This window comes from Micromonospora sp. NPDC048830 (genome assembly GCF_043198215.1).
Lineage (GTDB): Bacteria > Actinomycetota > Actinomycetes > Mycobacteriales > Micromonosporaceae > Micromonospora.
Window position 1 is genome coordinate 81,592 of record NZ_JBICUP010000012.1, and the last position, 20,972, is coordinate 102,563.

20 protein-coding genes and 1 pseudogene are annotated in these 20,972 nt (G+C 71.3%); 10 read left to right on the plus strand and 11 right to left on the minus strand.

Going from position 1 to position 20,972, the window contains the following annotated elements:
* Positions 1-75: 75 nt before the first annotated feature.
* The 4 genes from ACGFIZ_RS13320 to ACGFIZ_RS13335 are packed head-to-tail and all read right to left on the minus strand — an operon-like array spanning position 76 to position 4,535.
* Positions 76-1,263 carry an ROK family protein gene (locus ACGFIZ_RS13320; RefSeq protein WP_393418914.1) on the minus strand — a complete coding sequence of 396 codons (1,188 nt, stop codon included), beginning with the start codon at positions 1,261-1,263 and terminating at the stop codon, positions 76-78.
* Entirely contained in the window at positions 1,247-2,113 is an 867-nt protein-coding gene (locus ACGFIZ_RS13325; RefSeq protein ID WP_393418916.1) for a carbohydrate ABC transporter permease, read from the minus strand. Before ACGFIZ_RS13325 ends, ACGFIZ_RS13320 begins: the two co-directional genes overlap by 17 nt.
* Positions 2,113-3,123 carry a carbohydrate ABC transporter permease gene (locus ACGFIZ_RS13330; protein ID WP_393418918.1) on the minus strand — a complete coding sequence of 337 codons (1,011 nt, stop codon included), beginning with the start codon at positions 3,121-3,123 and terminating at the stop codon, positions 2,113-2,115. Before ACGFIZ_RS13330 ends, ACGFIZ_RS13325 begins: the two co-directional genes overlap by 1 nt.
* Positions 3,124-3,125: 2 nt before the next feature.
* Complete coding sequence (locus ACGFIZ_RS13335; protein ID WP_393418920.1) at positions 3,126-4,535, minus strand: ABC transporter substrate-binding protein; 1,410 nt, start codon at positions 4,533-4,535, stop codon at positions 3,126-3,128.
* A 156-nt stretch (positions 4,536-4,691) separates the two neighbouring features.
* On the opposite strand from ACGFIZ_RS13335, the gene ACGFIZ_RS13340 reads away from it, so the two are divergent.
* Positions 4,692-5,741 (plus strand): zinc-binding alcohol dehydrogenase, encoded by a 1,050-nt coding sequence (locus ACGFIZ_RS13340; RefSeq protein WP_393418922.1) that lies wholly within the window; start codon positions 4,692-4,694, stop codon positions 5,739-5,741.
* Positions 5,742-5,860: 119 nt separating this feature from the next.
* Here the strand turns inward: ACGFIZ_RS13340 and ACGFIZ_RS13345 are convergent, their stop codons facing one another.
* The gene (locus ACGFIZ_RS13345) at positions 5,861-6,973 is read right to left on the minus strand and encodes an RNA-guided endonuclease InsQ/TnpB family protein (protein WP_393418924.1); all 1,113 of its coding nucleotides are present in this window, start codon (positions 6,971-6,973) and stop codon (positions 5,861-5,863) included.
* A 102-nt stretch (positions 6,974-7,075) separates the two neighbouring features.
* Here ACGFIZ_RS13345 and ACGFIZ_RS13350 point away from each other — a divergent pair, with 102 nt between their 5' ends.
* Both ACGFIZ_RS13350 and ACGFIZ_RS13355 read left to right on the plus strand, forming a co-directional pair.
* Entirely contained in the window at positions 7,076-7,894 is an 819-nt protein-coding gene (locus ACGFIZ_RS13350; protein WP_393418926.1) for a sugar phosphate isomerase/epimerase family protein, read from the plus strand.
* Positions 7,891-9,219 carry a trehalase family glycosidase gene (locus ACGFIZ_RS13355; protein ID WP_393418928.1) on the plus strand — a complete coding sequence of 443 codons (1,329 nt, stop codon included), beginning with the start codon at positions 7,891-7,893 and terminating at the stop codon, positions 9,217-9,219. Before ACGFIZ_RS13350 ends, ACGFIZ_RS13355 begins: the two co-directional genes overlap by 4 nt.
* Before the next feature lie 132 nt (positions 9,220-9,351).
* Here the strand turns inward: ACGFIZ_RS13355 and ACGFIZ_RS13360 are convergent, their stop codons facing one another.
* The 4 genes from ACGFIZ_RS13360 to ACGFIZ_RS13375 form a co-directional block, all read right to left on the minus strand.
* Entirely contained in the window at positions 9,352-9,999 is a 648-nt protein-coding gene (locus ACGFIZ_RS13360; protein ID WP_393418930.1) for a polysaccharide lyase family 7 protein, read from the minus strand.
* Complete coding sequence (locus tag ACGFIZ_RS13365; protein WP_393418932.1) at positions 9,888-10,526, minus strand: YbaB/EbfC family nucleoid-associated protein; 639 nt, start codon at positions 10,524-10,526, stop codon at positions 9,888-9,890. The genes ACGFIZ_RS13360 and ACGFIZ_RS13365 overlap by 112 nt, the downstream gene beginning before the upstream one ends.
* Positions 10,527-10,650: 124 nt before the next feature.
* On the minus strand, positions 10,651-12,051 hold the full coding sequence (locus ACGFIZ_RS13370; RefSeq protein ID WP_393418934.1) for an FAD-dependent oxidoreductase: 1,401 nt from the start codon (positions 12,049-12,051) through the stop codon (positions 10,651-10,653).
* A gap of 359 nt (positions 12,052-12,410) precedes the next feature.
* Positions 12,411-12,875: a hypothetical protein gene (locus ACGFIZ_RS13375; protein ID WP_393418936.1), complete on the minus strand. Its 465-nt coding sequence runs from the start codon at positions 12,873-12,875 to the stop codon at positions 12,411-12,413.
* A 379-nt stretch (positions 12,876-13,254) separates the two neighbouring features.
* Between ACGFIZ_RS13375 and katG the strand changes: the two genes are divergently transcribed.
* Positions 13,255-15,450 carry a catalase/peroxidase HPI gene (katG, locus tag ACGFIZ_RS13380; protein ID WP_393418938.1) on the plus strand — a complete coding sequence of 732 codons (2,196 nt, stop codon included), beginning with the start codon at positions 13,255-13,257 and terminating at the stop codon, positions 15,448-15,450.
* 258 nt (positions 15,451-15,708) lie between these two features.
* Positions 15,709-16,365 carry a class I SAM-dependent methyltransferase gene (locus tag ACGFIZ_RS13385; protein WP_393418940.1) on the plus strand — a complete coding sequence of 219 codons (657 nt, stop codon included), beginning with the start codon at positions 15,709-15,711 and terminating at the stop codon, positions 16,363-16,365.
* Between the two features lie 107 nt (positions 16,366-16,472).
* Here ACGFIZ_RS13385 and ACGFIZ_RS13390 read toward each other — a convergent pair whose 3' ends face one another.
* Entirely contained in the window at positions 16,473-17,441 is a 969-nt protein-coding gene (locus tag ACGFIZ_RS13390) for a trypsin-like serine peptidase (RefSeq protein WP_393418942.1), read from the minus strand.
* A 403-nt stretch (positions 17,442-17,844) separates the two neighbouring features.
* Between ACGFIZ_RS13390 and ACGFIZ_RS13395 the strand changes: the two genes are divergently transcribed.
* From ACGFIZ_RS13395 to ACGFIZ_RS13405, 3 genes are read left to right on the plus strand one after another with little or no spacing between them, the layout of a single operon-like run.
* Entirely contained in the window at positions 17,845-18,255 is a 411-nt protein-coding gene (locus tag ACGFIZ_RS13395; RefSeq protein WP_393418944.1) for a hypothetical protein, read from the plus strand.
* Positions 18,252-18,821: an IS607 family transposase gene (locus ACGFIZ_RS13400; RefSeq protein WP_393418946.1), complete on the plus strand. Its 570-nt coding sequence runs from the start codon at positions 18,252-18,254 to the stop codon at positions 18,819-18,821. Before ACGFIZ_RS13395 ends, ACGFIZ_RS13400 begins: the two co-directional genes overlap by 4 nt.
* On the plus strand, positions 18,818-20,032 hold the full coding sequence (locus ACGFIZ_RS13405; RefSeq protein ID WP_393418948.1) for an RNA-guided endonuclease TnpB family protein: 1,215 nt from the start codon (positions 18,818-18,820) through the stop codon (positions 20,030-20,032). Before ACGFIZ_RS13400 ends, ACGFIZ_RS13405 begins: the two co-directional genes overlap by 4 nt.
* A 101-nt stretch (positions 20,033-20,133) precedes the next feature.
* On the opposite strand, the gene ACGFIZ_RS13410 is transcribed toward ACGFIZ_RS13405, so the two are convergent.
* Positions 20,134-20,607 (minus strand): hypothetical protein, encoded by a 474-nt coding sequence (locus ACGFIZ_RS13410; RefSeq protein WP_393418950.1) that lies wholly within the window; start codon positions 20,605-20,607, stop codon positions 20,134-20,136.
* A 20-nt stretch (positions 20,608-20,627) separates the two neighbouring features.
* Here ACGFIZ_RS13410 and ACGFIZ_RS13415 point away from each other — a divergent pair.
* Together ACGFIZ_RS13415 and ACGFIZ_RS13420 are read left to right on the plus strand one after the other, a co-directional pair.
* Positions 20,628-20,807: pseudogene (locus ACGFIZ_RS13415) on the plus strand (hypothetical protein); the annotation flags it as partial.
* A 15-nt stretch (positions 20,808-20,822) separates the two neighbouring features.
* Positions 20,823-20,966, plus strand: coding sequence for a glycoside hydrolase family 38 C-terminal domain-containing protein (locus tag ACGFIZ_RS13420; protein WP_393419037.1), 144 nt, complete (start codon positions 20,823-20,825; stop codon positions 20,964-20,966).
* The last annotated feature ends 6 nt before the right edge of the window (positions 20,967-20,972 follow it).

Below are 20,972 nucleotides of genomic sequence, written 5' to 3' on the forward strand. Positions count from 1 at the left end.
GGGGGGGGGCGGGACGGCCCGCGCCGGACAAGGCGGCGACGGCGGCGCGGCGGGCGGGGGCCGTGACGGGGCCGGTCAGGAGGGTCCGGCCGCCAGGGCGGCGTCGACGGCCTCGGGGGCGTACACCTGCTCGATGACCGTGGCGTGTGCACCGGTGACCGCCGCGCGGGCGCCGAGCCGGCTGGTGGTGACCTCAAGGCGGCGGGTCGCGCGGGGCAGCGCGCTCTGGTACAGCACCTCACGCACCCCGGCCACGAAGTGCAGGTCGGCCAGGTCGCCCGCGATGATCAGCACGCCGGGGTTGAGCAGGCAGACGACGGTCGCCAGCACCTCGCCGACGAGCTTGCCCGCCGTGCGGGCCAGGTGCACCGCCTCGGCGTGGCCGGAGCGGATCCGTTCGACCAGCTGGGCGCCGGACGAGGTGGGGGTGCCGCCGGCGGTGAGGCGCTGGGCGATGGCGAGGCCGCTGGCGACCGCCGCCAGGCAGCCGTAGAGGCCGCACTGGCAGCGGGCCTGCGGATGGTCGTGCAGGCGGATGTGGCCGATGTCCCCGGCGCCGCCGTCGATGCCGCGGTAGACGTGGCCGTCCACGACGACGCCGGCGCCGATCCCGGTCGCGACCTTGACCAGCACGAGGGACGGGCAGTCGGGGTAGTGCGCCGTCTGCTCGCCCAGCGCCATCAGGTTCGCGTCGTTGTCCACGTACACCGGCCGCTTCCAGGTGTCGCGCAGTCGCTCCGCGATCGGGTAGCGGTCCCAGCCTGGCATGATCGGCGGCTGGGCCACCAGGCCGGCCTCGAAGTCGGCCGGGCCGGGCACGCCGACGCCGATGCCGCGCACCTGCTCGGGCTGCCAGCCGGCCTTGTCGAGCAGCCGGCTGAAGGCGGCGTCGACCCAGGTCAGGACCGCTTCCGGGCCGACGCCGATCTTGATCGGCTCGTGCTCCTCGGCGAGCAGACGCCCGTTGAGGTCGACGACGGCCGCTCGGGCGTGGTTGGCGCCGAGGTCGGCCACGAGCACCACGCCGTGGCCGGTGTCGAGCTCGAGCAGCTCGGCCGGTCGGCCGCCGGTCGATCCCTCCACGCCCGAGGCGCGCAGGTAACCGGCGGCCCGCAGCGCGTCGATGCGCTGCGTCACGGTCGAGCGGGACAGGCCGGTGTAGCCCTGCAGTTCGGCGCGGGTGCGGGCCCGGCCCGTACGGACCAGCCAGAGCAGGTGGCCGGCGGAGCTCTGGCTGCCCGCCGGCCTAGCCCTTGTCGGCACCCGCGGTCAGTCCCTCGGTCAACAGGCGCTCGGCGGCGAAGAAGATGATCACAATCGGCAGGGTAAGCACGACCGATCCGGCCATCAACACCGTCTTGCTCACCTCAATGCCGCCGGACAGCTGGGCGAGGCCCAACGAGACCGTCCAGTCCGCCCGGTCCTCGACCAGGAAGAGCAGGGCGAACAGGAATTCGTTCCACGCTATCATGAACACGTACAGCGCATTGGCCATCACCGCCGGTGCGGCCAGCGGCAGGACGATCTTGCGAATGGTCTGCAGCCGGGTGTAGCCGTCGACAGCCGCCGCCTCCTCGAGGCTGACCGGGATGGTCGACAGGTAGTTGCGCAGCATGTAGATCGACACGGGCAGCGTCTGGGCGATGTAGACGATCGTCAGGCCGCCCAGGGAGCCGCGCAGTCCGAGCCGGGTGAACAGCACGAACAGCGGGATGGCCAGCAGGATCGACGGGAACAGATAGACCGCGAGGAACAGGAAGTGGACCTGGCGACGCCCGGCGAAGCGGAGCCGGCTGACCGCGTACGCGCCGGGGATCGACACGAGCAGGGTGATCACGGTCGCGGCGGCCGACACGATGGCGGAGTTGGCGAGGAGACGCAGGAAGCCCTGGCCGCCGGAGTCCGCCGGGGTGAGCACCTCCCGATACGTCCTCAGTGTCCACTCTGCCGGACCGGCCCAGATCCGGCCCGGGTTGGCCAGCACCTCGTCGATGGGCCGCACCGACAGCAGCAGCATGTAGTAGAAGGGGAACAGCGTCACCACGACCAGCACGGTGACGATCACCGGGCGCAGGACGCCGAGAAGTCGCTTCTCGAAGGTGTGGCGGTCCATCAGGCGTCACTCCCCTCGATCCGCGGCGCGAAGAACCGCAGGTAGACCAGGAGCAGCACGACGAGCCCGGCGGCGAGCACCAGGGCCTGCGCGGCCGACGCACCGATGTCGAAGCGCGCGGTGAGGAACTGGTAGACCCGCACGCTGACCACCTCGGTGCCGGCGCTGCCGCCGGTGAGCAGGTAGACGTCGTCGAACTTGTTGAACGTCATGATGAACCTCAGCACGCACAGCAGCGCGATGACCGGCGCGAGCTGCGGCAGCAGGATGTGGCGGAACGTCTGGGTCGGCGCGGCCCCGTCGACCAGGGCCGCCTCCTCCAGCTCGGCGGGTACCGCCTGCAGCCGCGCGAGCAGGAACAGGAACGCGAACGGGAAGTAGCGCCAGGCCTCGAACGCGATGACCGTGAGCAGCGCCATCGGCAGGTCCACGTCGAGCCCGAACAGCGAGACCGGGTACTCCCGCTGGCTGAGGAACGCGATCGGCCGGTCCCAGCCGAGGAACCGGGTGCCCCAGTCGTTGGCCAGGCCGAACTGGGGACTCAGCAGGATCTCCCAGACGAACGTCACGGCCACGACGGGGGCGACGTACGGCAGCAGGATCGACGCGCGGACGAGCGTGCGACCGCGGAACCGCCCGCGCAGCGCGAGCGCCGCGACCAGCCCGAGGAGCACCGACAGGGCGGTGCTGCCGATCGTGTAGACCAGCGTGGTCCACAGCGACGACCAGAAGCCGGGCGAGGTCAGCACCAGCTCGAGGTTGGCGAGGGTGTACTGGCCGAACACGCCGGCGCGACGCACATTGATCAGCCGGATCCGCTGGAACGCCAGCATGATCGTCCAGACGATCGGCACGATGACGACGACGATGACGACGATCAGCGTCGGCGACAGGTAGGCCAGGCCCGCGCGGTTCTCCCGCTGCTTGCGGGTCAGGCGACGGCGGGGGCCGGTGGCCCGGCGGACGCGCTCGTGCGCCTCCGCCGGGCTCGGCTCCTGGGTGGCGACCATCGCTACCCGACGGACTTCTGGATCGCGCGGACGTCCTCGGCGGCCCGCTTCGCCGCGGCGGCGGGGTCGAGCTCACCGCCGGTGAGCGCGTTGATCGCCTTGGGCACGGGCAGCTCGCCGAGGGTGGCGCCGACCAGCGCACCCTGCTTCTGCGGGAAGCCCCAGCGCTGGAAGGTGTCGGGGCTCTTCGACACGGCGGCGAGCACGTCGGCCGGGTAGACCTCGCCGAGCGGCTTCCTGGTGTCGACACCCGCCGGGAGGCTGTTCCACGCGGTGGTGAACTTCGCCGGGTCGCTCTTGTCGCCCTTGCGTACCGGGAACTTGCCCTCCGGCGCGATGCCGAGCCACTGCGGGTACCCCTCGTCCATCATGAACTGGGTGAACCGGCGGGCGTCGGACGTGTCCTTGCCGGTGTTGGTGATCGCCCAGCTGGTGATCTCGCCGAAGCCCTGCGGCTGCCCGCTCGGGCCCGCGATCGCGGTGACGATGCCCGTGTTCTTGGCCAGGAACGCCGGGTCCTGCATGCACTGCGGGCACGTCGGCAGCGCGTCGTTGCGCAGTGCGGCCATCTCGTCGAGCAGGAACGAGGACCAGACCACCATGGCGGCCTTGCCCGAGAAGTAGGTGGCCCGGGTGGTGTCGACGTCCTGCGCGCCCGGCACCGACCAGTTCTTCACCAGGTCGCCGTAGAGCTGGAAGGTCTCGACGCACTGCGGCGAGTCGAGGGTGACGTTCTTCGCGTCGTCGACGAGCTGGCAGCCGTTGCCGAGCGCGAAGTTCTCGAAGGTCTGCGCGGTGAACGCGTCGTTGGACACCGTCGCGATCGTCACGCCGGCCATTCCGCCGGTGTTCAGCTTCTGCGCCGCCTGGCGGATCTTGTCGAAGGTGTCCGGCGCCGGCAGGCCGGCCTTGTCGAACAGGTCCTTGCGGTAGAACAGCAGCTGCGCCCAGCCGTCGGAGGGCACGGCGAGCTGCTTGCCGTTCTGGCTGGCCAGTTCCAGCGCCCGCGGGGAGAACGTGTCGCGGCCGAGCCCGTCGACGACGGACTTGGCCGCGTCGGTGTCGAGCAGGTCGTTGGAGGCCATCTGCGCCACGGAGGCCAGCGGCAGCGCGCCGACCACGTCGGGCAGCGTGCCGGCCGCCGCGGCGGAGGTGATGAGGCTGGTGAACTGGTTCTCGTCGGTGGCGACGATCTTGACCTTGACCCCGGTCTGCTGGGTGAACCTGTCGGCGATGGCCTGGGTCGCCTGCACGCGGTCGGTCTGGTTCTCCAGGCTCCACACGGTCAGGGTGCCGTCGCCCTCGCCGCCGCCCCCGTCGTCGCCGCACCCGGCCAGGCCCGGCACGGTCAGCAGGCCTGCCACGACACCGCCGGCGAGCCAGCGTCGACTGCGGGCGTGATTGGTCTTCACGAAACGTCCCTCCGAGATGTGTCGATGACTTTGCACTCTGAAGTCGTTACGGGCAGATCTCAGCAAGACTTATGCTTGATTGCAAGACATAAATAGGCAACATGTTCGATCAACGCTCGCACCTTTCGCACTCCTACCCACCCCTTGAAGGCCAGAGTGTCCCAAATAGTCCAGTTCACCTCGCCGCGTCACGTCGAGGTGATCGAGCAGTCCCCCACCGAACTCGGCCCTGGCCAGATCCGGGTCCGCACGAGCTTCTCCGGCATCTCCGCCGGCACCGAACTGACGGCCTACCGGGGCACCAACCCCTACCTGAACAGGACCTGGGACCCGGCCCTGCGGCTGTTCGTGGACGGCACCAGCGGCCTGAACTACCCGATCGCCGGACTCGGCTACTCCGAGGTCGGCGAAGTCGTCGAGGTCGCGGCCGACGTCGCCGGGGACCCGGCGATCCCGGCCGTCGGCCAGCAGGTGTGGGGCATCTGGGGCCACCGCGGCGAGGCCGTCCTGCAGGCCGACCGGCTGCGCGGCTGCGTGGTGCCCGACGGCCTCGACCCGGTCGCCGCGACCTTCGCCCGCGTCGGCGCGGTCGCGCTCAACGCCGTGCTCGCCGCCGACATCCATCTCGGCGAGGTCGTCGCCGTCTTCGGCCAGGGCGTGCTCGGCCTGCTCACCACCCGGCTGGTGCAGCTCAGCGGCGCCACCGCGGTCGCCGTCGACACCCTGCCGGCACGGCTGACCAAGGCGCGCGAGTTCGGCGCCGAGGCCACCGTCAACGCCGCCGAGGAGGCCGTGGCCGCCGAACTGCGCCGGCTCACCGACGGCCGCGGCGCGGACGTCGCCATCGAGATCAGCGGCTCCTACCGGGCCCTGCACGAGGCGATCCGCTCCGTCACCGTCGACGGCCGGGTCGTCTCCTCCGGCTTCTACCAGGGCGAGGGGGCCGGCCTGCGACTCGGCGACGAGTTCCACCACAACCGGGTACGGCTCGTCTCATCCCAGATCAGCGGGGTGCCCCCACAGCTCGCCGGCCGGTGGGACCAGGCCCGGCTCAACCACACGTTCCTCCAGCTCGCCCTCGCCGGCAGGATCGACCCGGTCGGGCTGGTCACCCACGTCATCGGTGTGGAACAGGCGGCGGAGGCGTTCCAGATGCTCGACCAACGGCCCGAAGAGGCACTTCAGGTGGTGTTGAAGTTTTCTTGACATCCTCCGCCGCCCTGAAGGGCGGGGATTCCCTCGGTCGCCCGAGGGAGTTCCTGCTTCGTCGAGCCGTGCCCTCACCGCATACGCGGGTTGGGTCTTACCGTCCCTCCACAGGCGTTTTACCTCTCCGCCAGCCCGGCGGCGAGGATGTTCCTAGCGGCGTTGACGTCCCGGTCATGCTCAGCCCCGCAACCGGGGCACGTCCAGGACCGCACCGACAGGGGCATGGCCGGGTGGAGCCGGCCGCACCCGGAGCAGGTCTTCGACGACGGGTACCACCGATCGACGGCGACGACTGTCCGCCCGTACCAGGCGGCCTTGTACTCCAGCATCCGGCGCAGCTCGGACCATGCCGCGTCGGAGATGGCGCGGGCCAGGTTGTGGTTGCGGAGCAGGTTGCGCACGCTGAGATCCTCGATCACGACCGTTTGTGTCTCGCGGACGAGTCGAGTGGTCAGCTTGTGCAGGTGGTCCCGTCGCCGGTCGGCGATACGGGCGTGGATCCGGGCGACCTTCACGCGTGCTCTGGCCCGGTTGCGGGAGCCCTTCTCCTTGCGGGACAGGTCACGCTGCGCCCTGGCCAGCTTCCGCCGGTCGGCGCGCTCATGCCGGGGGTTGGCGATTTTCTCCCCGGTGGACAGAGTCACCAGGGCGCTGATCCCGACGTCCACGCCGACCGCCGTGCCCACTGCCGGCAGTGGCGTGATGGTCGGATCCTCCACCAGGAGGGACATGAACCAGCGGCCGGCGGCGTCCCGGGACACGGTGACCGTGGACGGCTCCACGCCTTCCGGCAGGGGCCGGGACCACACGATGTCCAGCGGAGCGTCCATCTTGGCCAGGGTGAGACGGCCGTCGCGCCAGCGGAATGCCGAGCGGGTGTACTCGGCCGACGCCCGAGACTTGCGCTTGGACTTGAACCGCGGATACCCGGCGCGTTTGTCCCAGAACGCGGCAAACGCGGCCTGCAGGTGCCGCAACGTCTGCTGCAACGGCACCGACGACACCTCGCTGAGGAACGCCAGTTCCTCCGTGCGTTTCCACTCGGTCAGCCACGCCGACGTCTGCATGTAGCTGGTGCGCTGCCGGTCGACCGCCCACGCCCGGGCACGTGCCTCAAGCGCCCGGTTGTAGACCAGGCGAACGCAGCCGAACGTCCGATTCAACTGCTCGGCCTGCTCGGGCGACGGATAAAAGCGGTACTTGAACGCCCGCCTCACCAACCCGCCCACGCCTCACAACCTATCAACCATCCACCTGAGACGGTCGCCCGAAGGGAGGGAGCGGCGTGTCCTCCCCCGCCTGAAGGCGAGGGTGTCCACGCCGCGATTTCGATGATCAAGATTTCCTGCCAGGAACAGCTGCTGCCCGGCGCGACGCTCCAGGCCAAGTGGGAGTTCGCGCAGCGCGCGGGCTACGACGCGATCGAGGTACGCGGCCGGGGCGACTTCGCCTTCCGCGACCGGCTGCCCGAGCTGCGCCGCGCCGCCCGCGACGGCGTGCCCATGCCGTCGGTGTGCGTGGAGATGCTGCACTTCTTCGGCGCGTTCGACGCGGACCTGCGCCGCGACGCGATCGCCCAGTTGAAGTCCCAACTGTCGGTCATCGCCGAGATCGGCGGCCCCGGCGCCGTCGCCTGCACCCCCGCCTCCTACGGCATGTTCTCCCGCCGGCTGCCCCCGTTCGAGCCGCCCCGCAGCGAACAGGACGACCGCGCCGTGCTCCTCGAGGGACTGACCGAACTCGGCGCGCACGCCGCCCGGGAGGGAGTGGTGCTGGCCCTCGAACCGCTCAACCGCTACGAGGACCACATGGTCAACCGGATCGAGCAGGCGATCGACCTGATCGAGGCCGTCGGGCTCCCCTCGGTCAAGGTGCTCGCCGACACGTACCACATGAACATCGAGGAGGACGAGCCCACCTCCGCGCTGGTGGCGGCCGCCGCCCACCTCGGACACGTGCAGGTCAGCGACTCCAACCGGTTCCAGCCCGGCGCCGGCCACCTGGACTGGGCGGCGCTGCTCGGCACGCTCGACGCGATCGGCTACGACGGGTACCTCGCCGTCGAGTGCCGGCTGCGCGGCGAACCGGAAACGGCCGTCGCCACCATCCCCGGCTTCCTGCGCCGCCACGCCGCGGGCGTCCCGGCGTGACCCTCGCGCCCACCGTCGAGCCGCCCGCCCGCGCACCGGCGGCCGACCACCACGACCTCGACCGGGCCGCCCGCCGGGTGCTGGTGACGAACTGGAGGCTGGGCGCCACCGTCCCGGCCAGGCACCTCTACCCGCACCAGTGGAGCTGGGACTCGGCGTTCATCGCCATCGGGCTGCGCCACCTGTCCTCCGTCCGCGCCCAGCGGGAACTCGAGTCGCTGTTCGGCGCCCAGTGGCGCGACGGCCGCGTACCGCACATCGTCTTCGACCCACAGGTACCGGTCGACGCGTACTTTCCCGGACCGGCGTTCTGGCGCTCCGGGGCGGCGCCGGGCGCCCCGGCCGTGCCCACGTCCGGGATCGTGCAGCCGCCCGCGCACGCCCTCGCCGCCTGGGCGACGTACCGCGCCGACCCGGCGGTCGCGCACGCGCGCGGCTTCCTGCCGCGGCTCTACCCGAGGCTCGCCCGCTGGCACCGCTACCTGCTCGACCGGCGCGACCTGGGCGGCGCCGGCCTCGCCTCGATCGTGCATCCCTGGGAGTCCGGGATGGACAACAGCCCGGCCTGGGACAGCCCCCTGTCGCGGATCACGCCGGTGCCACCCGACTCGTTCACCCGGCGCGACCTGGCGCACGCGGCGGCGGCCGAGCGGCCCACCGACCTCGACTACGGCCGCTACCTCCGGCTGGCCGCCGACTACCGCGACGCCGGGTACGCCGACTCCCCCGACGTGCACGCCTTCGCGATCGAGGATCCGCTGTACAACGCGCTGCTGATCGCCGGCGAGCACGCCCTCGCCGACATCGCCGCGGCGATCGGCCGCGACCCGGCACCGCACCGCGCCACCGCCGACCGGCTCACCGCCGCGCTGATGTCCCGGCTGTACGACCCCGCCGCCGGCATGTTCTTCCCCCGGGACGTGCACACCGGCCGACTCGTCCGGTCCTGGACGATCGCCGGTCTGATGCCGATGGTCGTGCCGGGGCTGCCGGTGGCCCGCGAACTTGTCGCCACCGCGCTGGGCGGCCGCTTCCGGCTGCGCGAGGCGTGCCCGCTGCCCTCGTACGACCTGGCCGCACCCGACCACCAGGCGGGCCGCTACTGGCGCGGGCCGGGCTGGGTCAACACGAGCTGGCTGTTCTGGCACGGACTGCGCCTGCACGGCGAGACGGCCCTGGCCGACGACCTGCGCGACCGGCTCCTGCGCCGGGTGCGCGAGGCCGGATTCCGCGAGTACTTCGACCCGCTGACCGGCGCCGGACACGGCACCGACGGATTCAGCTGGACGGCGGCGCTGGCGCTCGACCTGATCCGCGCCGCCTGAGCCCGTCGGTCACGGTCGCCGGGGCGGCCTGGCCGCTGGCCGCCGCACCCGGCGTCGACCTGCGGCGGCTCCGGCGGGGGCCGGGTTCCCGTGCCCCCCGCCAGGGCGAGCCGACGTGCCGGTGGCGCCGGGTCAGGAGTGGGTCACCGTCACGTCGTACAGGCGCGTCTCGCCGTAGTTGGTGCTGCTGCAGGGCGAGGAGTTGGTGCAGTTGGCCTGGGTGTAGGCGCCGGCCTTGAAGTAGGCGCCCGAGAAGCTCCTGCTGATGGTGGTCTGCAGGACGCCGTTGTAGTACGCCTTCACCTGCCCGCCGCTGACCACGAACTTCGCCTGGAAGCGGGTGCCGAGCTGGTAGCTGCTGGTGACCAGCTTGTGGTGGGTCGTGTCGCCGTTGGTGACGTAGAGGCTGGAGCCCTCGAGCCGGAAGACGGTCACGTCGTCGCTGCCGTCGTGGATCTGGGCGATCACCAGGTGCGGCTTGACCGCGGGCAGGGCCATGAACGCGCCGTCCACGACGAGGGTGTGGGTGCCGGACGTCGAGGACCAGCTGGCGTTGGCCGTACCGTTGCTGGTCATCTCCCGCAGCTCCGAGCGCGGATAGCTGGAGCCGCTGGTGGTGACGCCGTTGACGGCGGCCCGGAACTGGACGGCGCGGCAGGAGTCCGCCGTCACGAACCACGGAGAGGCCTGGTACGAGTCGAGCGTCGGCTGCTTGACCTCGGTGGGGCTTCCCGAGGAGCCGGTCGGCAGGGTGATCTTCCAGTTGGTGAGGTCGAGCACGTCGGCCGGGACGGAACAGGTGCCGCTGCCTGCGCCTCCGCGTACGCCGCGACCTGCCGATCGGCCTCCTCGGCGAGCCGCCGCACCTTCTCCTCGGTCTCGGCCTCCAGGGCCGTGAGCGGCTCCGGCCCGGGGTCGTCGGCGGTGCCGCCGGAGCTGGCGCCGGGGACGTCTCCGGTGCCGGTGGCCGGCGGCTCCGGAAGCACGCCGCCGAGCAACCCGGCCACGTCCACCCGTCCCCGGGTCAGCTCCCGGGCCCGCTCGGCCAGCGCCTCGTCGACCTGCCGGCCCGCCTCACGGATCGTCTCGACGACGACGGCGCCGAGGGTGTCGCCGTCGTAGCGGAAGGCACGCTGGCTGAGGAGAAGCTCCATGACCGCGTTCCCGGGGCCGACCGTCACGGTGACGGCGTGCTCCGGCGACGTGACCGTGACGACCGATTCCTGGACCACCGCCCGCAGGTCCGCCGCGGCGCTCCGCAACTGCGCCGGCGCGAGAGGTTGACCGTTGCTGTGGACGCCGCTCATCTCACCCCGTTGTCACTCTCGATCTCCTGAGCCGGCGGGGTTGGAGCCTAACAGGATCACGCGGGCCGCGGGTGACCCCACTCCACATCGGACACCGCGGCCGGCGGGACCGGACTGCCGCCCGTCAGGATCGCCCGCCGCCGCCCGATCGGCGCGCACCCCGGTTGGCCCGCAGGGCGCCCAGGATCACCCCGGGCGTGGCCAGCGACCTCGGGTGTTCGCGCATGGAGACGACCGCGCTGAACCGCCGGGCGATCGCGACGTCCGTGACGGTCGCCGTGGCGATCTGCCGGCTGACCCAACTGGAGAACCGGTACCCGCGCGGGTAGGGCCCGTCGACGTGCGGCAGAGCCAGGTCCGCCGAGGTCGACGTCGACCAGGCGGCGTCGACCACGACCTTCTGCAGGGCGAGGAACCGGTGCGCCGGCAGGCCCAGATCCGGCCCCGACCGCAGGTACGTCGACAGGCAGGCCGCGTGCAGGGCGGCGGCCGTCATCCCCTGCCCGTACACGGGATTGAACGAGGCGACCGCGTCACCGACGCTGACCAGACCGGCCGGGAACCGCCGCACCGCGTGATAGTCCCGCCGGCGGCTGTCGGCATGGCGGTAGGTCCGGACGTCGCCCAGCAGCTCGTTGCCGGCGACCTCGCCGAACTCCGGGGGGAACTGCTCCCGCAGCCGGCGGACGAAATCCTCGGCGGTACGCCCCGGGCGGTTGTCCCCGTAACCGGCCATCATGGCCATCCACCGGCCACCCTCGACGGCGAAGAACGCGGCACCGGCGACGTCCGACGACATCCGGGGGCTGTTCAGCGCCAGCGCGATCGTGAGACCGGGGTTCGTCTCCCGACGCCGGAACAGGGCCGTGGCGTAGTTGAGGTTCACCGTCATCCGCCGCGTGACGGGCTGATCCCAGCCGGCCTGCTCCAGCCACTCGGACAGCCGGCTCGACCGTCCCATGGCGTCCACCACGAGATCGCCGCTCTCGACGCCGGGCACCCCGTCGACGTCCAGGCGGACCCCGGTGGTCGCGGCGCCGTCGAACACGAGCCCCGTGGCGCGCGCGGTGACCGTCTTCACGTTGGGCAGGCGCAGCACCTGCTCGCGGATCAGCCCCTCCAGCAGCGGCCGGGTGCCCGTCAGGCTGTCGGCGTCGTCGGGCACGACGACCTTCAGGCGGCCGTCGAAATAGTTCCGCCTGGTCGCGGGCGGCGCCTCGACGGCCCCTCGGGCCACGGCCCGGGCACGGAATCCCGGGAACAGGTGCTCGAGCTGCAGGAGGCCGCCGGGCAGCAGCGCGTGCAGCTGCGTCCCCTGCGGCACACCGGGCCGCTCGCCGGCTTCCCGCAGGTCGTCGCGTTCGACGATGACGACGCTCTCCGCGTGGTCGGACACCACCCGGGCGGCCAGCAACCCGGCGACACTGCCGCCGATCACGACCGCCCGGTCCATGACCGGGGACGTCTCGCCGGGCGGTCGCACCGCGTGCAGCGCGGCGAACACCCGGGCCGGGGAAGGGGACATCGTGCTCTCCAAGGGGTACGGGGCGAGCTGGCCTCCTGCGGGCCACCGACGCGTCGAGCAGACCGGCGGACGGGCCGATCGGCACCACGCCCGACGATCGTCGCACAGGCTCCGACCGCCGCCCGGTCAGGTTCACGACGGGTCAGTGGGCCGGGTCGCCCTGACCGGCGGTCGTCGGCAGGCCGCCGAGCACGGACGGCTCACTGCCCGCGGGTGCGCGCCGGGCGCTCTACGCCGCGATCCTGCGCTGGGACGGAGCGACCCCCGGGTCGGCGCGTTCCTCTGACCTGGGCAGGTGACCGGGTAGCAGTCAGCGCCGTTGTGGTCGGACTTGGTGCCACCGACGATGCTGTAGTCGGTCATCCAGACCACCTGGTACTCCTCCAGGCGCTTCCAGAAGTAGATGTAGCGATGTGCCGGCTGCCGTGCGTACCGGTGCCCTTCTCGCCGTAGAGGTTGTAGCAGGAGCGCAGGTTCGGCAGGGAGTTGGCCTCGAAGACCTTCCACGGGAACTTCTCGTACCCGTACGCCCGGTCGGCGCTGAAGTCGATGTTGAGGTCGCCGCTGACGATGACCTGGCCCTCGTCCTTCTTGGTGACGGCCAGGTCCTTGATGTCCTGGATCTGCTTCTCGGCGCACCTCGTGCGCGGCAGGTCCTCCGGTCGGCCGTTGCTCTCGATGCTCGCGTTCAGGTGCGCGTTGATGTGGAAGACGTACCGGCCACTGGTCTTGTGCCGGTACTTCACGCAGTTGTTGTAACGGGCCGGCGGCATCTCGTCCGGCCCGTTGGTGTCGCACGCGAAGATGGACCCCTTGTCGACCACGTCGAACCGCGACGGCGATAAATATCGAAAAATATCTTCAACGCGGCGGCGGCCCGCACATCGGGCGCCCTCACCAATCACCACCCTCGACGCACCGCCACTTCTGATGCATCCAAGAAAAATGTGGTGCATACTGCGCACGACACCGGACTTCGAGCGCATGCCGCGCGAGGCCACGCTCCGCGTCACCCGTCCGCGGCTCGCGGTGCTGGCCACGGCGCACGCGCATCCGTCGGCGAGACTCCGTGCCTGACCGCGTCCGACCACCAGGACTTCTCGGTCGACGAGGCCGGGGTCGCCTGGGGCGTTTGTCCCGGATGCGTCCGGGCACCGGCAACCAGGAGCCAGAACGAGGAATCGAGACAGGAGAGGGACCGACGTGCCTGAGCGCGGCAGCGAGAGCGAGAACCCGGCAATCCCATCCCCCACCCCGGCCCCGCATCGGCCCAGGACGAACCAGGACTGGTGGCCGAACCAGCTGAACCTGCAGGTCCTGCACCAGCATTCGCCGCGGGCCAATCCGATGGGCGAGGACTTCGACTACGCCGAGGAGTTCAGGAGCCTCGACGTGGCGGAGCTCAAGCGGGACCTCCTCGAGGTGATGACGACCTCGCAGGACTGGTGGCCGGCCGACTACGGCCACTACGGCCCGCTGTTCATCCGGATGAGCTGGCACGCGGCCGGCACGTACCGCATCGAGGACGGCCGCGGCGGCGCCGGCGACGGCGCCCAGCGCTTCGCCCCCCTCAACAGTTGGCCCGACAACGCGAACCTCGACAAGGCCCGTCGGTTGCTGTGGCCGGTCAAGCAGAAGTACGGCCGCAAGATCTCCTGGGCCGACCTGCTGGTCCTCGCCGGCAACGTCGCCCTGGAGTCGATGGGCTTCAAGACCTTCGGCTTCGGCTTCGGACGGGAGGACGTCTGGGAGCCCGAGGAGATCTTCTGGGGGCCCGAGGACACGTGGCTCGGCGACGAGCGGTACAGCGGCGACCGGGAGCTCGCCGGCCCTCTCGGTGCCGTGCAGATGGGCCTCATCTACGTGAATCCGGAGGGCCCCAACGGCACCCCCGACCCGCTGGCCGCCGCCCGGGACATCCGGGAGACCTTCGGCCGGATGGCGATGAACGACGAGGAGACGGTCGCGCTGATCGCCGGCGGTCACACCTTCGGCAAGACCCACGGTGCCGCCCCGGCCGAGTACGTCGGCCCCGAGCCCGAGGGCGCTTCCCTCGAGAGCCAGGGCCTCGGCTGGAAGAACAGCTTCGGCAGCGGCAAGGGCCGGGACACGATCACCAGCGGGCTGGAGGGCGCGTGGACGCCCACCCCGATCACGTGGGACAACAGTTTCTTCGAGACCCTCCTCGGCTACGAGTGGGAACTCACCGAGAGCCCGGCCGGCGCCAAGCAGTGGAAGCCGAAGGGCGGTGCCGGTGCGGACACCGTACCCGACGCCCACGACCCCTCGGTCCGGCACGCCCCGATGATGGCGACGACCGACCTCGCGCTGCGCGTCGACCCGATCTACGAGCAGATCTCCCGGCGGTTCCTGGAGCACCCGGACCAGCTCGCGGACGCGTTCGCCAAGGCGTGGTACAAGCTGTTGCACCGCGACATGGGGCCCGTCTCGCGCTACCTCGGGCCGTGGGTGCCGGAGCCGCAACTGTGGCAGGACCCCGTCCCGGCGGTCGATCACGAGCTGATCGCCGACGACGACGTCGCCGCCCTCAAGGGCACGCTCCTCTCATCGGGGCTGTCCGTCTCCCAACTGGCCCGCATCGCCTGGGCGGCGGCGGCGAGCTTCCGCGGCACCGACATGCGCGGCGGGGCCAACGGGGCGCGGATCCGCCTCGAGCCGCAGCGGAGCTGGGAGGTCAACGACCCGGCCGAACTGGCCACGGTGCTGCGGGCGTTGGAGGGCATCCAGCGGGAGTTCAACAGCGCACAGCCCGGCGGGAGGCGGGTCTCGCTCGCCGACCTGATCGTCCTGGCCGGGTGCGCCGCCGTCGAGCAGGCGGCCCGGAGCGCCGGGCACGACGTCACGGTCCCGTTCACGCCGGGGCGCACGGACGCCTCGCAGGAGCAGACCGACGTGGCGTCGTTCGCCGTGCTCGAACCGAGGGCGGACGGCTTCCGCAACTACCTGCGCGCCGGGCAGAAGCTGCCGCCGGAGACCCTGCTGCTGGACCGGGCCAACCTGTTGACGCTGACCGCTCCCGAGATGACGGTGCTCGTCGGCGGCATGCGGGTTCTCGATGCCAACGCGGCGCAGGCACGGCACGGCGTGCTCACCGACCGGCCCGGGACGTTGACGAACGACTTCTTCGTCAACCTGCTCGACACCGGCACGGAGTGGAAGCCGTCCAGCTCGGCCGAGAACGTGTACGAGGGTCGGGATCGCGCCACGGGCGAGGTCAGGTGGACCGCCACCGCCGTCGACCTCGTCTTCGGCGCGAACTCGCAGCTCCGGGCCATCTCGGAGGTCTACGCCAGCCGCGACGGGCAGGAGAAGTTCGTCCGCGACTTCGTCGCGGCGTGGGTAAAGGTCATGAACCTGGACCGGTTCGACGTCGCCTGACGACGCACGAGGGGCCCCGGTCGGCGCGGCGCTGACCGGGGCCCCCGCGACGCCTCCGGACCCACCGGCCCTCCTCCCACCGGACGCCGACGCGGCCCGCCGGCTCCTCGGCGACCATCACCCGTTCCCCGTTCAACGGATAACCCCCATCACCGGACAGTTTTGCCGAACCGGCAAGGAACCTTGCCGCGCGGCGCCCCGGCCGCGCACGATCGCCGGGTCGGGGCGGCGGCCGTCCGCCCGACGGAGAGGGAGACGATGACCGAGCACGGGGCGTACCCGGTGGACCCGGCGGTGGACGCGGGCACCGCCCGGTTCTGGGACGAGCTGTACCAACGGCGCGACCGGATGTGGAGCGGCCGGGCGAACGCCGTCCTGGCCGAGGTGGCGGACCAACTGCCGCCCGGCACCGCGCTCGACCTGGGCTGCGGTGAGGGCGGCGACGCGATCTGGCTCGCCGGCCGGGGCTGGCGGGTGACCGCGGTGGACGTCTCGACCACCGCCCTGGACCGGCTCACCGTCGAGGCGACCCGGGCCGGCGTGGCCTCCCGGATCACCACGGCCCGGCACGACCTGACCCGGACCTTCCCGGCGGGCCGGTACGACCTGGTCTCGGCGCAGTTCCTCCAGTCCCCGCTGGAGCTGCCCCGGGAGGCGGTGCTGCGCGCGGCGGCGCGGGCCGTCGGGCCGGGCGGCCGACTCCTGGTCGTCGAGCACGGCGCGCCGCCGCCGTGGGCCCGGGATAGCCACCCGCACGCCCGGTTCGCCAGCCCGGAGGAGATCCTGGCCGCGCTCGACCTCGACCCCGACGGCTGGCACACCGAACGGCTCGGGGCCCCGCATCGGACGGGCACCGGCCCGGACGGTGAGACGGGCACGCTCGTCGACCACGTCGTCCTGGTCCGTCGCCGCTGAGCCGCTCGGCCGGCCCCGGGTCTCCTGCCGGTGGCCTCGGAGTGCGGAATCGCATCGTCAGGGGTGGTGGGTGCCAGGTCGAGCCTGGCACCCGTTGAGGTCGGTGCTCAGCTGGAGAGGTAGCGGATCGCGTTGTACAGGTTCGCCACCTGGTTGCCGTAGTACGGCGAGTAGACGCACTGGGGGCAGGTGCCGGACCTGCCGGCGCTGTACCCGTTGAGCAATCCCCAGTTGCCGTCGAACTCGATCAACCAGGGGCCGAGGAGAGTACCAGTGGGCATGAAGACGACCACGTAGTAGTCACTCCCACCGCCATAGGCGGGGCTGCGCCCGGCGACGAGTTCCGAAGCGTAATACCCAAAGACGTACACGTCCGCGGGGAGCCCGCGATTCCAGGCGATGCCCTGACCGCCCAGGTAGTCGCAGATGCGCCAGCCGTTGTTGGGGGCCATCACCGCCGCGCCGACGTCGTTGGCCGGGGTCGTGAAGAGTCGGGTGGGGTACCAGTAGCCGTACGGGGCCGAGCCGTTCCAGTTCGGCACGAACATCCAGTTGGTCGCCCAGAGGCCACCCCAGATGACGCAGTGGCCGGCGGTCCACACCGCTGACTTGCCCTCGGTGTTCACGATGGTCCCCATGCACGTGTAGTTGCTTCCGTTGAGCGTCAAGAACACCTTCCCCGTGGTGCGGGCAACCGGATGCCCGACCGGGTAGCCGGCAATACTCGGCTCGGCTGCCGGCGCGGCGGGGGCGATCGTGCCGGCCGGCCCCTGCGGCTGGCTGGCGCGCTGCCCGGACTGCCCGGCCGCGCGCGCCGCCTGCACGGCGGGGATCTCGCTCTCGGGCTTGGCCGCCCGCATCCGGGCCGGCGTCCAGTACTCCGCCAAGGCCCGCTGTCGGGCCTCGACGCCGGTGCCGGTCACCGTACGGGCGACCTCGGGGCTGAGCTGGGCCACGGCACTCACGGCCGAGCCGCCGCCCGGCACGGATCTGGCCTGCGCCGCGCCGGGCGCGGCGAAAGCGACCGCGGCGGTCAGCACAACGACCGCCAGACTTCCTGGCAGTTTTGGGGACACGTTCCCACCTCCCTGAAGGGGACAGGGGTAAAAATACGTCCCGACCACGTCGATACATCGGTCATTTTCAACATCAGTCACATCGAGAAAGACGTCACCAATAACCAGATACTGACTTCCTCGTGCAACCGCCACGCTCGGCAAGTTTGGCAATTCGCAAAAGCCGGTAGCTGGGTTTGTCCGCGGCCAGGAATCCAGGCGCGCCAGAAACCGCACAACCGTTTGGAATCTCCCACCGCCGGAACAGCCGCGCCGATCGGGACGGAAGAGCCAGGGGCCGGGGCCCACGACGACGCCCGCAGCGGCACCGGACCAGCCCCGGCGGGCGTCGACCCGGCCAACCTCGCCCACACCCTCACCTGCCCGCACCCGGCGACATAGAGATCTCTACATGATTTGATGTGTGGCAACGTTCCCACACCCCGCGGAATTGCGGATGCACCGGTCGCTGTCCAGCCTGACCCAGCGGATCGAACGAGCACTCGACGAACGGCTCATCCCGGCCATCTACCGGAACGTCGAGCCGGTGCACGTCGAGGCGGCGCACCTGCCCGGCGAGCCCATACCGGCCGGCGAGGGGCTGGCACTGGCGTACACGCCCTTCGCCGTGGGCCAGCCGTGGGGGCCGGCCTGGACCACGACCTGGTTCCGGTTCACCGGCGAGGTGCCGGCGCGGATGCGCGGCCACCGGGTCGAGCTCCTCGTCGACCTCGGCTTCGACAACGCCGGGCCGGGGTTCCGGTCCGAGGGGTCGAATACTGCCCGGTGGTTCATCATTGATCCTGAGCTTTCTTATGGCATCATCCGTGGGTGAAGTTGTCCGAATGGGCGCGTCGCAACGGCGTGCACTACCAGACTGCGTGGTCATGGGCGAAGAACGGGCGGATGCCCGTGCCAGTGGTGAAGACCGACACCGGCCGGTACCTCGTCCTCGAACCGACTGCCGACCCGGTCGGGCGGGTGGTCGCGTACTGCCGGGTTTCCTCGGCTGACCAAAAAATTGACCTGGAGCGGCAGGTCGGGCGGGTCGTCACCGCCGCCACCGGCCGAGGGTTGACGGTGGCCGAGGTCGTCACCGAGGTGGGGTCCGGGCTCAACGGCAACCGGCCGAAGTTGGCGAAGCTGCTACGTGACCCGCAGGTCACCACCATCGTGGTCGAGCACCGGGACCGGCTGGCCCGCTTCGGCGTCGAGTATCTGTCCTGTGCTCTCGCGGCGACCGGCCGCAGCATCGTGGTCACCGACGACGCCGAGGTGGCCGACGATCTGGTGCGGGACATGATCGAGGTGCTCACCTCGTTCTGCGCTCGCCTGTACGGCCGGCGCTCAGCCAGCCGTAAGGCCAAGGCCGCGATGGCGGCCGTGGAGGCGACCGTGTGAGCCGCGTCAAGCAGGGATTCCGGGTGGAGTTGAACCCCACCGTGGCCCAGCGCGTCCGGCTCGGCCAGCACGCCGGCCTGTCGCGGGTGGTGGAGAACTTCTGCCTCGCGCTGGTCAAGACAGCGCTCGACCAGCGGGAGGCAGAACGCTCCTACGGTGTGCCCGATGAGCTGCTGACACCCGTGCCATGGTCGGCGCCCGCGATGGAGAAGGCGTGGCGAGCCGCCCATCCGACCACGTTCCCGTGGTTCGCCGAGGCCGGTTTGTCGTCGCGGGTGCCGAAGGAGGCCTGCCGGGTTCGGGCAGCGGGGCTGAAGAACTGGGCGGCCTCCCGCGCCGACGCCCGCCGTGGACGCCGAATCGGGTTCCCGACCTGGCGTCGGCGCAAGCACGGATCACGGTTCCGCTACGACGCTGACCGGGCCCGACCCGTCAGCGCGCGCACCGTCACCCTGCCCGGTATCGGCGTCGTGTCCATCCGCGAGGACATGTCGTGGCTGACCGATCGGCTCGGTGAGGGACGTGCCCGGATCATCGGCGCGACGGTACGCGAGCAGGCCGGCCGCTGGTGGGTGTCCTTCCAGACCGACATCGACCGCACCGACGTCAACACCCGACGAGCGGTGCGGGCAGACGCACCGACCTGCGGTATCGATCTCGGACTCAAAACCTTCGCGGTGATCGCCGACGACACCGGCGCCGTGGAGGAAGTCCACGCGCCTCGCGCGTTGACAGCAGCCACGCGCAAGCTGCGACGGGCGAACAAGACGGTGGCCCGCCGCCAACGCGGGTCGAACAACCGGGCCAAGGCCATCCGCGCGGTCGCCGCTGTGCATCTGTCCGTGGCGCACCGGCGGGCTGATTTCCTGCACCAGCTCACGACGAGGCTCGCGAGAACCAAGCGCGCCATCGCCGTGGAGTCCCTCAACGTCGCCGGGATGCTCCGCAACCGTCGCCTGGCCCGCGCCGTGTCCGACGCCGGGTTCGGCGAGTTCCTGCGGCAGTTGGAATACAAGACCGGCTGGTACGGATCGACGCTGTGGGCGGCCGACCGCTGGTACCCGTCAAGCAAGACATGCGGTGACTGCGCGACGATCAACACGGGCCTGACCCTGTCCGACCGGATATGGACGTGCCAATGCGGCAGCATCCACCAGCGGGACCACAACGCCGCCCGGAACCTGCTGGCCGCCATGCACGCCGCCACCTGACGATCATGTCGCCGGGCAGTTCCCCGGAGACACCAAACGCCTGTGGAGGACCTGTAAGACCCCGGCACGCCAGGGCACGGACCTACGAAGCAGGAAGAGAATCACCGAGATTCTCTGAACGGCTGGCGTACACCGCGGACGGCACGCCGATCAAGGGAATCGAGCCGCGGACGGCCTACGTGCCGATCGCCCGGCGCGCGGCCGGGGGCGAGCGCGTCGAGGTGTACGTCGAGGCCGCCGCCAACCCCCGGTTCACGGGCGCGGTCTCGCCGTTCGGGGACCGGGAGACGGCGCCCGACGTGCCGCTCTATCGGCTCGACCGGGCGGAGCTCGCGGTGCTGGACGAGGAGGTGCACGGACTCGTCCTGGACGTACGGGTGCTGCACGGGCTGGCCCGCGAGCTGGCCGAGGCGGACCCGCGGCGGCACCAGATCCGCCGTGCCCTCGAGCTGATGCTCGACGAACTCGACGTCGCCGACGTCTCCGGCGGCGCCCGCGCCGCGCGGTCCCGGCTGGCCGGCGTACTCGCCGCCCCCGCCGTGCCCAGCGCCCACCGGGTCTTCGCCGTCGGCCACGCCCACATCGCCAGCACCACCCGCAGGTGTACCGCCGGGTCGCGGAGAAGGTGGCGAGCGGACAGTTCGTGCCGGTCGGCGGGATGTGGGTGGAGTCCGACACCAACATGCCGGGCGGCGAGGCGATGGTGCGCCAGTTCACCCAGGGCAAGCGGTTCTTCGCCGCCGAGTTCGGCGTCGAGCCCCGGGAGGTCTGGCTGCCCGACTCGTTCGAGATCCAGTTCGGTCACGTCCGGCGGCCCACCCACACCAACACCTCCTGGGACGCGGCCCGGTTCGAGATCTGCGCCCACCGCTGGCTGCACGTCGGCGAGCCCGGGTACGGCGTCGCGCTGGCGGGCGCGCCCGCACCCGCCTGACCGTCT

Bases quoted from the DNA above. Each gene is read 5' to 3' on its own strand.
- ACGFIZ_RS13325 (WP_393418916.1), bottom strand. From the start codon at position 2,113: ATGGACCGCCACACCTTCGAGAAGCGACTTCTCGGCGTCCTGCGCCCG.
- ACGFIZ_RS13330 (WP_393418918.1), bottom strand. From the start codon at position 3,123: ATGGTCGCCACCCAGGAGCCGAGCCCGGCGGAGGCGCACGAGCGCGTC.
- ACGFIZ_RS13350 (WP_393418926.1), top strand. From the start codon at position 7,076: ATGATCAAGATTTCCTGCCAGGAACAGCTGCTGCCCGGCGCGACGCTC.
- ACGFIZ_RS13365 (WP_393418932.1), bottom strand. From the start codon at position 10,526: ATGAGCGGCGTCCACAGCAACGGTCAACCTCTCGCGCCGGCGCAGTTG.
- ACGFIZ_RS13370 (WP_393418934.1), bottom strand. From the start codon at position 12,051: ATGTCCCCTTCCCCGGCCCGGGTGTTCGCCGCGCTGCACGCGGTGCGA.
- ACGFIZ_RS13385 (WP_393418940.1), top strand. From the start codon at position 15,709: ATGACCGAGCACGGGGCGTACCCGGTGGACCCGGCGGTGGACGCGGGC.